The organism is Nocardia sp. NPDC060255, assembly GCF_042727395.1.
Taxonomy (GTDB): domain Bacteria; phylum Actinomycetota; class Actinomycetes; order Mycobacteriales; family Mycobacteriaceae; genus Nocardia.
Genome location: NZ_JBHXAU010000017.1, coordinates 202,968 through 216,322 on the forward strand (window position 1 = coordinate 202,968; position 13,355 = coordinate 216,322).

General features: G+C 66.7%; 17 protein-coding genes and 1 other RNA gene. 8 read left to right on the top strand and 10 right to left on the bottom strand.

The annotated features are described in order from the left end of the window. Positions 1–57 precede the first annotated feature (57 nt). Positions 58–1,491: an RNB domain-containing ribonuclease gene (locus ACFWF1_RS28450; protein ID WP_379286927.1), complete on the bottom strand. Its 1,434-nt coding sequence runs from the start codon at positions 1,489–1,491 to the stop codon at positions 58–60. A gap of 16 nt (positions 1,492–1,507) precedes the next feature. After that, positions 1,508–1,840 (bottom strand): hypothetical protein, encoded by a 333-nt coding sequence (locus ACFWF1_RS28455; RefSeq protein WP_357382167.1) that lies wholly within the window; start codon positions 1,838–1,840, stop codon positions 1,508–1,510. Positions 1,841–2,269: 429 nt separating this feature from the next. On the opposite strand from ACFWF1_RS28455, the gene ACFWF1_RS28460 reads away from it, so the two are divergent. Then, positions 2,270–2,650: a hypothetical protein gene (locus ACFWF1_RS28460; RefSeq protein ID WP_379286925.1), complete on the top strand. Its 381-nt coding sequence runs from the start codon at positions 2,270–2,272 to the stop codon at positions 2,648–2,650. Positions 2,651–2,845: 195 nt separating this feature from the next. Here the strand turns inward: ACFWF1_RS28460 and ACFWF1_RS28465 are convergent, their stop codons facing one another. The 3 genes from ACFWF1_RS28465 to rnpB all read right to left on the bottom strand — a co-directional run bounded on the left by ACFWF1_RS28465 (position 2,846) and on the right by rnpB (position 5,008). Next, complete coding sequence (locus tag ACFWF1_RS28465) at positions 2,846–3,835, bottom strand: slipin family protein (RefSeq protein WP_379286922.1); 990 nt, start codon at positions 3,833–3,835, stop codon at positions 2,846–2,848. Positions 3,836–3,950: 115 nt separating this feature from the next. Continuing rightward, positions 3,951–4,397, bottom strand: a complete 447-nt coding sequence (locus tag ACFWF1_RS28470) for a hypothetical protein (protein ID WP_379286920.1) — start codon at positions 4,395–4,397, stop codon at positions 3,951–3,953. A 197-nt stretch (positions 4,398–4,594) separates the two neighbouring features. Further along, positions 4,595–5,008, bottom strand: an RNA gene (gene rnpB / locus ACFWF1_RS28475) — RNase P RNA component class A. A 76-nt stretch (positions 5,009–5,084) separates the two neighbouring features. Between rnpB and ACFWF1_RS28480 the strand changes: the two genes are divergently transcribed. The 5 genes from ACFWF1_RS28480 to ACFWF1_RS28500 all read left to right on the top strand — a co-directional run bounded on the left by ACFWF1_RS28480 (position 5,085) and on the right by ACFWF1_RS28500 (position 8,194). After that, the gene (locus ACFWF1_RS28480; RefSeq protein WP_379286918.1) at positions 5,085–5,972 is read left to right on the top strand and encodes an alpha/beta hydrolase; all 888 of its coding nucleotides are present in this window, start codon (positions 5,085–5,087) and stop codon (positions 5,970–5,972) included. Between the two features lie 180 nt (positions 5,973–6,152). Continuing rightward, positions 6,153–6,671, top strand: a complete 519-nt coding sequence (locus ACFWF1_RS28485) for a TrmH family RNA methyltransferase (RefSeq protein ID WP_379286916.1) — start codon at positions 6,153–6,155, stop codon at positions 6,669–6,671. Positions 6,672–6,733: 62 nt separating this feature from the next. Further along, entirely contained in the window at positions 6,734–7,132 is a 399-nt protein-coding gene (locus ACFWF1_RS28490) for a hypothetical protein (protein WP_379286914.1), read from the top strand. Positions 7,133–7,287: 155 nt separating this feature from the next. Continuing rightward, positions 7,288–7,572: a hypothetical protein gene (locus ACFWF1_RS28495; RefSeq protein ID WP_379286912.1), complete on the top strand. Its 285-nt coding sequence runs from the start codon at positions 7,288–7,290 to the stop codon at positions 7,570–7,572. 43 nt (positions 7,573–7,615) lie between these two features. Continuing rightward, positions 7,616–8,194, top strand: coding sequence for an NUDIX hydrolase (locus ACFWF1_RS28500; RefSeq protein WP_379286910.1), 579 nt, complete (start codon positions 7,616–7,618; stop codon positions 8,192–8,194). Here ACFWF1_RS28500 and ACFWF1_RS28505 read toward each other — a convergent pair. Continuing rightward, the gene (locus tag ACFWF1_RS28505; protein WP_379286908.1) at positions 8,182–9,036 is read right to left on the bottom strand and encodes a phytanoyl-CoA dioxygenase family protein; all 855 of its coding nucleotides are present in this window, start codon (positions 9,034–9,036) and stop codon (positions 8,182–8,184) included. The genes ACFWF1_RS28500 and ACFWF1_RS28505 overlap by 13 nt on opposite strands. 46 nt (positions 9,037–9,082) lie before the next feature. On the opposite strand from ACFWF1_RS28505, the gene ACFWF1_RS28510 reads away from it, so the two are divergent. Continuing rightward, positions 9,083–9,661 (top strand): TetR/AcrR family transcriptional regulator, encoded by a 579-nt coding sequence (locus tag ACFWF1_RS28510; RefSeq protein WP_379286906.1) that lies wholly within the window; start codon positions 9,083–9,085, stop codon positions 9,659–9,661. A gap of 64 nt (positions 9,662–9,725) precedes the next feature. Here the strand turns inward: ACFWF1_RS28510 and ACFWF1_RS28515 are convergent, their stop codons facing one another. From ACFWF1_RS28515 to ACFWF1_RS28530, 4 genes are all read right to left on the bottom strand, one after another. Next, entirely contained in the window at positions 9,726–10,649 is a 924-nt protein-coding gene (locus ACFWF1_RS28515; protein WP_379286904.1) for an NADP-dependent oxidoreductase, read from the bottom strand. Between the two features lie 61 nt (positions 10,650–10,710). After that, on the bottom strand, positions 10,711–11,175 hold the full coding sequence (locus tag ACFWF1_RS28520; protein WP_379286902.1) for an ester cyclase: 465 nt from the start codon (positions 11,173–11,175) through the stop codon (positions 10,711–10,713). 7 nt (positions 11,176–11,182) lie between these two features. Beyond that, positions 11,183–12,100: an SDR family oxidoreductase gene (locus ACFWF1_RS28525; RefSeq protein ID WP_379286900.1), complete on the bottom strand. Its 918-nt coding sequence runs from the start codon at positions 12,098–12,100 to the stop codon at positions 11,183–11,185. Between the two features lie 22 nt (positions 12,101–12,122). Beyond that, the gene (locus ACFWF1_RS28530) at positions 12,123–12,551 is read right to left on the bottom strand and encodes a nitroreductase family deazaflavin-dependent oxidoreductase (protein ID WP_379286898.1); all 429 of its coding nucleotides are present in this window, start codon (positions 12,549–12,551) and stop codon (positions 12,123–12,125) included. Positions 12,552–12,656: 105 nt separating this feature from the next. On the opposite strand from ACFWF1_RS28530, the gene ACFWF1_RS28535 reads away from it, so the two are divergent. Next, positions 12,657–13,217 (top strand): MarR family winged helix-turn-helix transcriptional regulator, encoded by a 561-nt coding sequence (locus ACFWF1_RS28535; RefSeq protein WP_379286896.1) that lies wholly within the window; start codon positions 12,657–12,659, stop codon positions 13,215–13,217. The last annotated feature ends 138 nt before the right edge of the window (positions 13,218–13,355 follow it).

Here is a 13,355-nt window from a genome sequence, read left to right on the forward strand (position 1 = left end):
GATCCCGAGTCAGAGTGCGGCTGTTGCTGACAACGGGTGGCGCCCGGCGGCGGGGGCCTACGCGGGGTAGGCGAAGTTGATCTTGCGGGTGGTGGGGTCGGCGGAGACCAGGCGGACTCGGACTGCCGCGCCTTCTGGGGGTTCGCCTACGCATGGGCCCAGGACTGGTGGGTCGGCGATGAAGATCTCTGCGGCTCGGTTGCCGTTGGCTTCGCGGACGACGACCGCGTCGAATTCAGTGCCTGCTCGCTCGGCGAGCAACGTGGATTCGGTGAGGTCGATGCAGGAGCGCTCTACCTTGTTCGCGATCGCGTCGCTGCGGCGCATGCTTTCGGCGGTTTCTACCAGCCCGTCGCGAACCCATTGCGGCACTTCGGTTCCTGCGCAGCGGGCCAGGCAGATCTCGGTGCTGAACCGGTCGGTCAGCCTGCGCAGAGGGGCGGTGACGTGGGCGTACGGGGCGCGGATGGCACTGTGCTGCAAAGCTTCCGGCGTGGCGACCTGGGTGTCCTCGTTCACCACGGTGTAGGACGCCCCGCGCAGCAGACTCGTCGCCTCCGACATGAGCACAAGGGCGGCGGGCGTATTCGGGTCCAAACCGGCCAACATCTGCCCGACCGACAAATCTTCGGGCCATTCGACGCCCAATGCCGCCGCCGTGCGATGCATGGACGCTATCGCCGACTCCGCCGGAGGGGGCATCGTACGAAGCAATGCGGGCGCCCCGGCGTCGATCATGATGCGCGCCGCACACATCCCGGTCAGCAGTGAAACCTGCTCGTTCCAGTCGTCGGCGGCGGTCCGCGGCTCGACAATCAAGCGCCAATGACCGTCCGAGTTACCATCGCGCACAATGCTCTGCGCGGGCAGTCGCAGCCCGATCGCGCCGCGCAGCAGGCCCACTTCGATGCGCCGCGTGCCGAATTCCGGCAGGGCGGCTATCGACGGATGCAGTCGGCCCGCGTCGGCGTCGGCCTGCACGCCCGCGTAGTCGAGCCTGGCCCGCGAACGCACCAGCGCCCGCTCCACCGAAAACCGTTGTGGTTCAGCCTTTTCGTCGAGCTCGATGGTCCACAGCGCGGCGGGCCTGGTCTGCTCGGGCAGCAGGCTCGCGGTGCCTTCCGACAGCACCGGCGGGTGCAGCGGCACGGTGCCGTCGGGTAGGTAGAAGGTTTGCCCCCTGGCGCTCGACTCCTTGGCGAGCGCGCCGTGCGGATCGATCACGGCGCCGACATCGGCGATGGCGTAGTGCAGGACGAAGCCGGTGCCGGTGCGTTCGAGATGCAGGGCCTGGTCCAGATCCATGGCCCCGGGCGGGTCGATCGTCACGAACGGGATGTCGGTGCGATCGGCCCGGTCGCCCGCGAACGCGTCGGACGCGTCGCGGGCTTCCGTGCTGGCCTCGACGGGATACGCCGAGGCCAGGCCGAATTCGGAACGGATGGCGCCGAAATCTACCGGCGCCGAGACGATCCGCTGATGCAATTCCACGCTGCGAGTGCCAGACCTACTGCAGCGCCAGCATGGTGCCGTTCAACGAGTCGAGCGGCCCGTACACGGTGAAGGTGACATGTCCGCCCGGGACGGCTGCCGACACCGCGGCCGCCGCGTCCAATGCTTCACCGAACGAAGCCGCCGAAGGATGAGGCAGACCGCCGAGGGTCTGTCCGAAACGGTTCTGGGCGACCCAGACCGTGTCAGCCGGGCTGAGGTCGACCTGCACCCCACCCGGCAGCGGCGTCACCGCTACGGCACTGGCGGCGCCAGCACCCATCATGGCGAAAACCGAAGCAGCCCCGGCGATCAACGCGCCGGCGACCAGTGAGCGAACAATCCGCATAGAGTTGAGACCTGCTTTCCCGCATTCGAAGTGTGAAGGGCTCGTTGCGGCCACGCAACGGGCCGTGCCAACGCGCACTACTTTATGACGTCGATCACGGTCCGGCTAGTTAGCGGCGCATACGCACGGCGAGTTCACCGTTCCACCATGGCCGCGACGTGGCTGCTAACGTGGGCCGCCGTAGCGGGTCTCACACTTTGCCCGCACATTTCGAAACGTCCTGTACGTCGACAATTGGGAGTTCCACGGCTATGTCATCGATTCTGTACGACTACCTGTTGCCGTTGATCGGGGCAGACCAGGCAGCGTATTGGGCCCAGGTCTTCGTCATCGCACCGGTCTGACCCACAAGCCTTCTGCCACAACAAGTCGCCTCCCGTTCACCTGACGGGAGGCGACTTTGGTCCCGGACCGCTAGCATCCCGCTCCGTGATCAGAACTACCGCCGCTCTCGCGGCCAGCGCGACCCTCTTTGCCCTGCTGCTCACCGGCTGCGGGGACGACAAAGCCAGCAGCAGCACCCCCTCCTCCTCCGCTCCCGCCGCGCAATCCAACGGTGACGCGCAAGTCGTCGACAACGTGAAGGCGGGCGCCTTCGTCGTCAGTTTCCGCGGCGCGTTCCCGAAACTGGCCGACGGCAAGGACGACACGAAGATCGCCGGCATCCTCAGCGACACGTGCAAGGAGATCAAGGCGAGCAAGTCCGAGGACGACGTCGTCAAGAGCATCACCAAGCGCGCGTCGGGCAAGACCGAGGCGACCCCCGAGGAGGCGAAGGCCATCTACCAGATGGCCAAGATGATGTGCTGAGTTACCGCTCCTTCAACCACGGCAGGTAGTCGGGCAGATACTTCAGCAGGTAACCGATCGTGATCATGGCGATGATGGCGATGACGGGGATGAGCACGGACATCGGTCCGGTCCTTACGTTGTGCTACCGGTGCGGGTCGTACGGCGCCGCCGAAAAACGGCGTCGGGTACTCGTATCGGTATACGCCGGTTGTGTTACGTGCGTGTGCTGTTTTCCGCCGGCGCTTCGTCCGGCGGATCCAGCTGTCGTTGCTCAGGGCTCGGGGGGATCGCCGTGGGTTCGCCGGCGGCTACCGCGGCCTGTTCGGCTGCCGCAGGCTTGTCGGTCAATGCCGCAGGTTGATCGGCGACCGCGGCAGGTTCGTCGGCCCGTGCCACCGTGGCCGGCACCTGTTGCGGCGCCGGCGGATTGGCGGGCACCTGCGGCGTGCTGCGCTCCAGAAAGCGGAGCAGCTCCACCGGAAACGGCAGCACCAGCGTCGAATTCTTCTCCGCCGCAACCTGAACCACCGTTTCCAGCAGGCGCAGCTGCAGCGCGGCGGGCGATTCCGACATCTGCGCGCCCGCCTGCGCCAGCATCTTCGAGGCCTGCAATTCACCCTCGGCGGAGATCACCCTGGCGCGGCGTTCGCGTTCCGCCTCGGCCTGGCGCGACATCGAGCGTTTCAGCGAATCCGGCAGTGCCACATCCTTGATCTCCACCCGATCGATGTGCACGCCCCAGCCGAGCGCCGGGCTGTCGATCATGATTTCCAGGCCCTTGTTCAGCTCCTCGCGATTGGACAACAGGCTGTCCAGGTCGCTCTTGCCGATGATCGAGCGCAACGATGTCTGCGCCACCTGGCCGACGGCGAACAGATAGTTCTGCACCTCCACGACGGCGAGCACCGGGTCGAACACCCGGAAGTACACGACGGCGTCCACCCGCACCGTCACGTTGTCGCGGGTGATGCCCTCCTGCGCGGGCACCGGCATGGTGACGATCTGCGTCGACACCTTACGCATCCGGTCGACGAACGGAATCATCATGCGCAGCCCCGGATCTCGGGTCCCGACCACCCGCCCGAACCGGAAGATCAGCCCCTTCTCGAACTGGGTGACCACCCGCGCGCTCGCGGCCGTCAATACGCCGCCGACGATCACTCCCGCCCCCACTATGCTGCTGAGAATCGCGAGTATGTCCATGCCTGGCCCCGAATCGCGCCCGCCTGCAACAGGAGCGGGCACCTGGGCGCTCCGGCCCCGCGGCTACCTCCATCATGGCACCGCGGAACCGGCTGCGGCAGAAGATCAGATAGTGCTATTTGACGGTCAGCCGCTTGACGGCCGAGCCGTTCTCCAGGCCCTGCTGGGTCTCGCCCAACATCAATGCGCTGAACACACGCACCATGTCACCCGTCGCGGGCGTGAACGGCTCGTAGTCCGCGATCTTCGCGGCGGTGACGGTCACGGTCTGGCGTTCGGAATTGCACTTCGCCTTGGTCTTGGCGCCGACGGTCTGCTCCGCGCCCTCGCCGATGCTGCGGACGAACACCTGCAGGGTCACGTCCCTGCCACCGGTCACCTCGCAGGTGTAGGTCACCGAGACGTCAACCGCGCCGCCGGTCAAGGTGGCGGCGGTGATGTCGACGTTGTTGACGGTGGGTGGCGTCGCGGGGGTGGTGGTCGGAGCGGCGGCGGCGACACCGGCGCAGGCCACGCTGGCCAGTGCTGTTGCGCAAGCGAGGGTGCCCGCGCGACGCAGCATGGTGTGAACGTTGATGACGATCTCCTAGCAGTCGATCCCGCGGTGGCCCCGAATCGGACACACCGCACAAAACCTCGACCGACAATGTACTGGCATCCCGCCCGCCTCGGTCGCCCCAATCATCTGGCCACAGAGTGGATCTCAGTTGTTAACGCGCAGTTCGCCCGGCGACCACCGGTGGATCCTTACTCGAAGGGCGGACGAGTTGGCCTGTAAGCCGGATCCTGTCCCCGGCTCGCACCGGGGGACGACCATCCATCTGGACACACCGTTGCCGGGTGCCTCGAGCGGTCCACCCGCAGGCTCGGGCGAGCAGCCCTCGAACGCCTGCGCAGCCGCACCGCGAACGATGCGACCTTTGACCTTGCTCCGGGCGGGGTTTACCTAGCCGCCCCGGTCACCCGGGGCGCTGGTGCGCTCTTACCGCACCGTTTCACCCTCACCACACGACCCGAAGGCCGTGGGCGGTCTGTTCTCTGTGGCACTGTCCCGCGGGTTGCCCCGGGTTGCCGTTAGCAACCGCCCTGCTCTGTGGAGTCCGGACTTTCCTCGGCGTCGAGCGGCGGCACACACGTGCCCGTTCCCGATGCCGCGGTCGCCCGGCCAACTCGTCCGCCGTATCAGAGTACTGGTCGCCGCGCACTCCGCCAGGACGCGGGGGCCGCCTACGCAGTACGGTTGGCTGCCATGGAACGTGTCGAGGTCGGCTTCCCCTCCGGAAGCGAGCAGTGCGCCGCCTGGCTCTACCGTCCGGATGGTGCGCCGAAGCCCCGTCCACTCGTCGTCATGGGACACGGCCTGGGGGCGAATCGTGAGATGGGGCTCGACCGGTACGCGCGGCGGTTCGCCGCCGCGGGCATGGCCGTGCTGGTGTTCGACTACCGGCATTTCGGGGCCAGTCAGGGTGAGCCACGTCAGGTGATCCGGATCGGGCGCCAGCGCGAGGACTGGCAGTCCGCCATCGCCTACGCGCGCACCATCCGCGGCATCGACGCGACCCGGATCGCGCTGTGGGGCACCTCGTTCAGCGGCGGGCACGTGCTCGCGGTCGCACCGCACGACGATTACCTGGCCGCAGTGGTCGCGCAGGTTCCGTTCACCAGCGGATGGTCCTGCGCGATGGCGAAGGGGCCGATCAGCATGACCAAGGTGACCGCGATCGCCGCCACCGACCTGTTGCTCGGGCCGCTGCTGCGCAAGCCCGTCGGCATCCGGTTGGCCGGGCGCAAGCGGGCGGCGGCGTTGATGAGCGCGGCCGACGTACCGGAGGGTAACGGCCGACTGGCCGAGGAGAGCGAGCACTACAAGCCGAAGGTGGCTGCGCGCGTTGCGTTTTCGGCGCTGTTCGATTCGCCGGGTAAACGCGCCAAGTCGTTGAAGATGCCGGTGCTCTACGCGCTGTGCGACAACGACTCGATCACCCCGATCAAGTCCGCGCTGCGGGCGGCGGAACGGACCAAGCACGCGGTCGTGAAGCGTTATCAGGCAGGGCATTTCGATATCTACTTCGATGATGTCTTCGAGAAGGCGGTGTATGACCAGACGGAGTTTCTGGTCTCGATCCTGCGGCCGTGAGGAGTTGACGGCGGCGCACTGGTCGCCCGGCCGGTGCCTGCCGAATCAGCCCGTACCGTATCGTGGAGGTCAGCCGATTTCCCGGGCACTTCTCGCCCTCGTCGATGGCCTCGATGCGCCGCGAAGCATCATTCTCATGAAACTTGTGCTGCCCCACGGGAAGGCCCTTCCCGTCCGCCGGTGACCACCGCGCGGGCCAAGTCCCGCCCCGACCTGCGCCGCGAACGCCGCCAACGCGCCCACGGCTGCTGGAATCACCTCATCATCGCCCCGCTGTGGCCCAAACACGGCGTCAACCTCGGCACCATGCTGCGCACCTGCGACGCCGTCGGCGCCTGCATGGCGGTCCCGCGCCGCCCCTGGATCCCCGACGCCCTCGCCCACGGCAACACCCTCCGAAAACCCCAGTGCGTGCACTGGATCAACGGCCGGGTAGACCGCTGGCTGGAACGCCAGCGCACCGGCGGCTCCGCCATCGTCGGCGTGGAACTCACCGACGAATCCATCCGCCTGGCCGACCTCCCCACCGCCCGGCGCCGCACCATCATCGTCCTCGGCCACGAATCCACCGGCATCCCACCCGAAGGACTGGAACTCCTCGACGTAGCCGTCGAAATCCCCATGGTAGGCACCGGAAACAGCCTCAACGTCGCCGTCGCCGGTTCCCTGGTGCTGTACAAGTTGGCGGGACTGTGCTGACGAAAGACCCTGACCATCAACAAGGCTGTTGCGTCCTGTGATTGCACGGAGGAGGAAGAACAGTGAGCAAGGCAATCACCTACGAGATTCACGCGAACCGCGTCGGCCGGTGGTGGGAAATCATCATCCCCGACATCTATGGCGACGATCCGTGCGGACAGGCACGGCACCTCACTGACATCGAATACGAGGCGCGCACCATCATCGCGGCCAAACTCGATGTTCCGTTGTCTCAGGTCGACACCTCGTTGGTCGTCGACGACTTCGGGTGTGCCCGCGACATCCAACCGCGCACCGAACGCATCGCCGCGCTTCGGATTCAAGTAGATCGCCTGACGAGCGAACTCAAGGCCGAACAAGTCGCGCTCGTGAAAGAGCTTCGGCGCGAGGAGGTTCCAGATGTCGACGTAGCGACCCTACTCGGCGTGGCGCGCCAACGAGTAGGCCAGCTCGCCGGGTAACCCACCCCGTGCTCAGCCTCGTCACCTGGCTGATGTGGGTGGTCTGGCGGCAGCCGTATGCCCGGTGTGCGGCTGCCAGAGTGGCTGTGCGGCAGAGTGTTTCCTGCGGCGGTAGATTGCGGGCGGACGAACCGTCCGGAATCGAGGGAGCCACGGTGATAGATCCACTGATCCTGGAAGCTCGACGGGTCCATCTGCTGGAGCAACTGCGCGCGTTGCGGCGCGGCGTGACCGAACTCGCCGAAGGTTACGGGGCGCTGCAAACCTCGGGGCTGCTGATCGACACCGACGGCATCGGCGCACTCACCACGCCCGCCTACTGCGTGGCGGGTACCCGAGAAGTGTTCGAGGAGGCCACGATCGAACTCGACGCCGCGGTCGACGCCCTCGACCGTGCAGGTATGTACACGACCCGGCTCCGCTCGGTCGTCCTGGACTGAACACTCCGATTCTTGTCGGTGGCCGTCGCTACTGTGCCCGGTTATGAACCCCGCGACTGCCGTCGTTGCCGAGATCGTGCGTGGGATCGCACCATTCGACGCGCTCGAACAGGAACATATCGACGAGGCTTCGACCTGGCTGGCGTCCACCGATGACGTGTTTCGCCGCAGCAAACCTTCGACGCCGCGGCGGCATTTGGTCAGCTACGTCGTGCTCGTCGACCTGGAGGCGCGGGCAGTGCTACTCGGCCGTCATCGACTCGCCGGATTGTGGTTGCCGACCGGCGGGCATGTCGATCCCGGGGAGCATCCGCTCACGGCGGCACGTCGCGAGGCGGTCGAGGAGATCGGCATCGACGCCGATTTCACCGTCACCGGCACCGCCCCGCTGTTCCTGACCATCACCACCACCCTCGGCCCGGACAGCCACGACGACGTCAGCCTGTGGTACCTCGTTCGCGGCACCCGCGCGCAGCGATACTCCCTCGACCCGCGCGAGTTCAGCGCCGAACAGTGGTGGGACATAGACAAATTCGGTATCCCCGACGCGGACCCGCACTTCGGCCGCTTCCTCGCCAAGCTGGACTCCATGCTGAGCACCGGGACCCGTCATATGGGTTGAGCGCCGGGTTCCAGCAGTCGTTTCGGGTGCATGCCGTCGACCTGGCCGATGAAGGGCGGATGGATGCTGTAGCCGAGCATGCGGCGGATGTCCTCTGATACCGCGCGCACGGTGTCGCGGGTGGTCGACAAGGTGAAAGCTTCCTGCGGGCGCAGCCACGGCTCGCAGTATTGGGCGGTCACGGCCAGGCGTGGATGCTGTGTGCGATTGGCACCGCCGCCGTGCCAGAGGGTGCCGACGAAGAACACGCATGAGCCTGCCCGCATCACCACGGGTTCCCGCTCGCTCGCCTCGGGCCTGCGGTGACCCCACAGGTGACTGCCCGGAATGATGTCGGTGGCACCGTTGTCGGCGGTGAAATCGTCGATCGCCCAGATCGTCGCCGCGCCGAGGGCAGCTCGGGGGCGCGGCAGTGGATAGAAGCCGTCGTCGGTGTGCAGCATCTGTGCCTGCTCGCCGGGCAGGATGTTGATCACCTGCAGCATCGACAGCAGGTAGTTCGGCAGGAACAGCCGGTCGAGCAACGCCAGCACCCGCGGATGGTCCGCGCTCCGGTCGCAGGTGCGGGTCTTGTTCAGCACGCTGTACACCCGCTGGGTGGTTGATCCTTCGAACAGGTTGCGTCCGCGCCGATCCAACAGCGGCGCCACCGCTTCGCGGATTTCGTCGAGCTCGTGCGGGGCGAGTAGATCGGGCAGGATCACGTATCCGTCGCGCTGGAGCGCGGCCAGGTCTGCCGCGCTGACCGCCGCGTCGATGCTTTCGCCGCTGCTCGCGGTCCGGCGGTAGGTCCCGGCCAGATCGCCGCCCAGGTCCATCATCGATGACACTTCAGCACTCATGGGGGCTCCTCGGATAACATAACTGAGTTCGGTTATGATTCTGACTGTGGCACGCGCACCTATCGGACGTCAACAACTACTCGACGCCGCCCGCGACGAACTCGTCCGCGGCAACGGCGTCATGGAACTCAGCGCGCTCACCCGCCGAGCCGGCTTGAGCACCGGCGCTCTCTATCACCACTTCGGCTCCAAAAGCGGTCTGCTGGCGGCGATTTACCACGCCTTCTACGAAGGACTGCGCCACGCCACCGCCGACGCGCGGCTACCCGCCGACGCCGACTGGGCCACCCGCGAACGCGACCGCACCCGCCGCTTCGTCGCCTACCACTTCGCCGACCCGCTGGCCCCCGTCCTCTTCGACCGCGTCGCCCTGGACCCCCAGCTCTCCGAGCTCGAAGCGGTCTACATCCAGAACATCAGCGACGACGCCGCCGCCAACATCCGCCACGGCCAAGCCCTCGGCCAACTCCCCACCGACATCGACCCCGACAGCGCAGGCGCCTTCGTCATCGGCGGCCTGCGCCACGGCATCGCCCAGCAACTCCGCACCACCCCACCGCCCACCCCCGACCAGGCTGCCGAACGTCTCTGGCGCCCGACCGCCGCCGCCCTCGGAATCGCCTGACCCCCAACCGATTCCGCCGGGTGCGCGGATGTCCCCTCCGGTTCGACGCCAAGGAAAGCCGACGCTAAGGGATGAGGACGATCTTGCCGCGGGTGTGGCGCTGTTCGAGTTCGGTGTAAGCCGCGCGGACCTGCGCCAGCGGATACACGTTCGCGATCGAGACTTCGAGGAGCCCGCTGTCGATCAGGCCGACCAGCTCGGTGAGCACGTCGGCACCCGGCCCGGCCTCGGCCCCACCGTCGGTCTTGACCCCGTGCCGCGCGGCCGCCGCGAAATCGGTGATGGTGTCGATCCGCTCGACCGGGACGCCGAGCGCGAGCGCCAATTCGACGTACCCGTTGCCGTGAGTGTCGATGAAGGCGTCGACACCATCGGGTGTGACTGCCTTGATCCGATCTGCGACCCCATCGCCGTAGGCGACCGGGATCACGCCGTGGCCCCGCAGCCACTCGTGGTTACGCTCGCTCGCCAGGCCGATGACCGTGGCCCCGGCCTGTCGCGCCAGCTGGACGGCGAGCGAACCGACTCCCCCGGCGGCACCGGAGACGACAACGGTCTCGCCCTGCTCGAGGTGGACGGAATGCACTGCCCCCCATGCGGTTACGCCAGCGACGTACAAACCGCCCGCCACCTCCCAGGAAACGTTCTTCGGCTTCCGAATGAGGTTGCCCGCCTCGACCGGAACCAGCTCGGCCTGCGAAGCCCGCTGCTGCGAGAACCCGATCACCTCGTCACCCGGCGCGAATCCACCGACACCGGCGCCGACCTCCTCGACAACCCCGGCGAGGTCACTGCCCTGCCCAGAGGGAAACGTCGAGGGGAATATGTCCGCCACCGCCCCCTTGCGGATGGCAGCCTCACTGGGGTTGATGCCCGCCGCCTTGACCCGTACGAGAACCTGCCCGGCCCCCGACACCGGACGTTCGACCTCGTCGACCCGCAATACCTCGATGCCACCGAACCTGTTGTACCTGACTGCCTTTGCCATAATCTTCGCCTCTCCCGTGCGGTTGACATTCGCCTGGCAACAACCCGAATGAGTTCGTCTGTCAGCTCCCCGCGGTCGGCGGCACCGCGACGGCGGCGGCGAAGTCCGTCCGCACGCCCACTTGCGCGAGCATGACGCTCACGCTGGTGTGGCAGTTGAACTCCTTGACCTTGCCGTTTTCCAGGTACCAGAAGTCGGCGCACGGGATATCGAGCTTGGCGCCGGTCGGCTGGATCACGCCCGCGGGCGATCGGAACGGTCCGGCGAACGTGCCTTGAATGGACAACTCGATGGCGGCAACGTCGCCGAACACGTTGACCCGGTGCAGTTCCCGGTGGACGTCGGGGATCATCTCGGCCAATCCGACGATCATTTCGCCAAGGTGTGCACCCCGGTAACTCTCCCCGCCGATGGCGTTGCACACGCCGTCCGCGGCGAACAAGGCGATGAAGCCCTGTGTGTCCAGGACGTCCCCCTCGGCGGCATGGTAGGCCTTCCGGACGACAGTCTCTGTGTCGATAGCCATCGCTGTCTCATCTTTCGTCTTGTAGTTGTTCGGCCAGGCGCTTGGTGGCGTCTTCGGCGGTCGGTGGCGGCCCGAAGACTTCGGTTTGCCGCACGGTGTCGGCGACGTATTCGCCGGTGTCGAACCAGCGGACCATCGCGGCTGTGTCTTTCACCGACGGCACGAACGGCCCGGCGAGCGCACCGGCAGCGCGAATGACCAACGGCGGGATGGCCCGGACCTTGATCGTCCGGTCGGCGGCGCGACTGAGCAGTGCGGCCACTTCGGCGATGCTCGTGGGATGGTCCCAGCCCAGGTCGATGCGTTCGCCGGAGCGCAGGTCGGCGTCGACGGCGGCGGCGAGGTATCCGGCGAGGTCGGCGGTCAGCACGAAGGTCAGCGGGATGCGGGCCTTGCCCATCCACAGGAGCCGGCCCGTGTCGAGGGGATTGCCGCCGATGGTGGTGATCTGATCGAGGAAGGCGCCGGGCCGGAGTGCGACGAATGGAACGCCGAGCCGTTCGAGTGCGTCCTCGGCGAGCTTCTTGTGCCAGAAGTGCGTTACCGCCGGCGTGCGGTCGCTGGTCAGGATGCTGGTGAGGACGAAACGGCGCACGCCGACTTTCGCAGCGGCAGCGGCAAGGTTGCTGTTGCCGACTGTGTCGATCTCGGTGGCGTTCTTGTTCGAGCCGGTGTATCCGGCAGCAGTGGTGATCACCGCGTCCACGCCGCGCATGGCAGCGAGCAGCGAGTCCGGGTCGAGCATGTCGCCGCGGGCGATGTGCACGCCCTGAGCCGTCAACTTGGTTGCGTCGGTGGCGGGGCGGACGAGCGCGCGCACGGTCTTGCCGCGAGCCAAGAGTTCGTCGACGACCTGGGATCCGAGCTGCCCGGTGGCACCGACCACGAGTACGGGGGCGGCCGGATCCGGTGCTGTGGTGGACATTGCGGCTATCCCCTATTCCGGGCTATGCCCGGCTGAGTTCGAGAACGGGAATGGTTCGCACCCCGGCGGTTTGGCGTTCGTACTCCGCGAAACCGGGGTAGCGCCGCGCTTGCTCCGCGTACACGCGATCGCGTTCCGGGCCGGGCAATTCGCGGACGGTCACCCGGTATGCCTCGGTTCCGCGTTCGACACTGCCGGCACCGGCGTCGGTCAGGTTGTAATACCAGTCCGGGTTGGGTGGTGCTCCGCCTCTGGTCGCGAAGACGTAGATGCGGTCCGGGTCGGTCTCGTGCGGCAAATACATCACCGGGCTGACGTACTGCCGTCCGCTCTTACGGCCGCGATGGTGCAGCAGGACGATCGGCGCACCCTCGAAGACTCCGCCGACCCGGCCCTCATTCGCGCGAAACTCCGCGACCGTCTTGGCATTCCAGTCGAGCGCCTCAGTCATGTCGAGCTCCTGCCGCTGACGTTCTCGGTCAGTATTTGTTTCTATGTAAACAACCCTAAGACGCCAGAGAGTTACATGTCAACAAAACCGGGTAGTCTCCAGGTCATGGATCAGGAGTCGCTGAACGAGCGAGAGACCCGCGCCTGGGTCCGGTTCCAGCACATGCGGATCGAGGTCAACGTCGTGCTCGCCCGCATGCTGACCCGCGACTTCGGGTTGACCGAAGCGGATTTCGTGATCCTGCTCAGACTGTCCAACACTCCGGGATACCGCCTGCGCGCCCGCGACATGGCCGCCGCACTGCAATGGGACCGAAGCCGCCTCTCCCGCCAGGTCTCGCGGATGGAGGCGCGCGGCACAGTCACGCGCGCACCGAGCGAAGGCGACGCCCGCGGCTACGACGTCACGCTGACCGACGCAGGCCACACCGCATTCCAGGCCGCCTGGCCGTCATACGTGGCAGGCATTCGCCACTGCTTCGCCGACGTACTCTCCCCCGACCAACTCGACGCCCTCACCGACATCGCCGAAACCATCGACCGCCACTTCACCGCTCAACACTGGCCCGGCGGACTGAACGACCCGGCGAAAACAGACGGCGCACGCACCACAGCCTCCGGCCTCGAATTCACCCCGCCAGCCGATTCGACCGAGTCAACGCGATAACGGCACTGGTCACGCGATCAGGAGGAACTGAGGTCGGCATCGCCCGAGGTGGATTCAAGTGGTGGATGCAACACTGCTGATCTGGAGTGTTGATGAGTCATTGGCCGTTGAAGTCTGTCATGCGTCGGTTCTGGGATC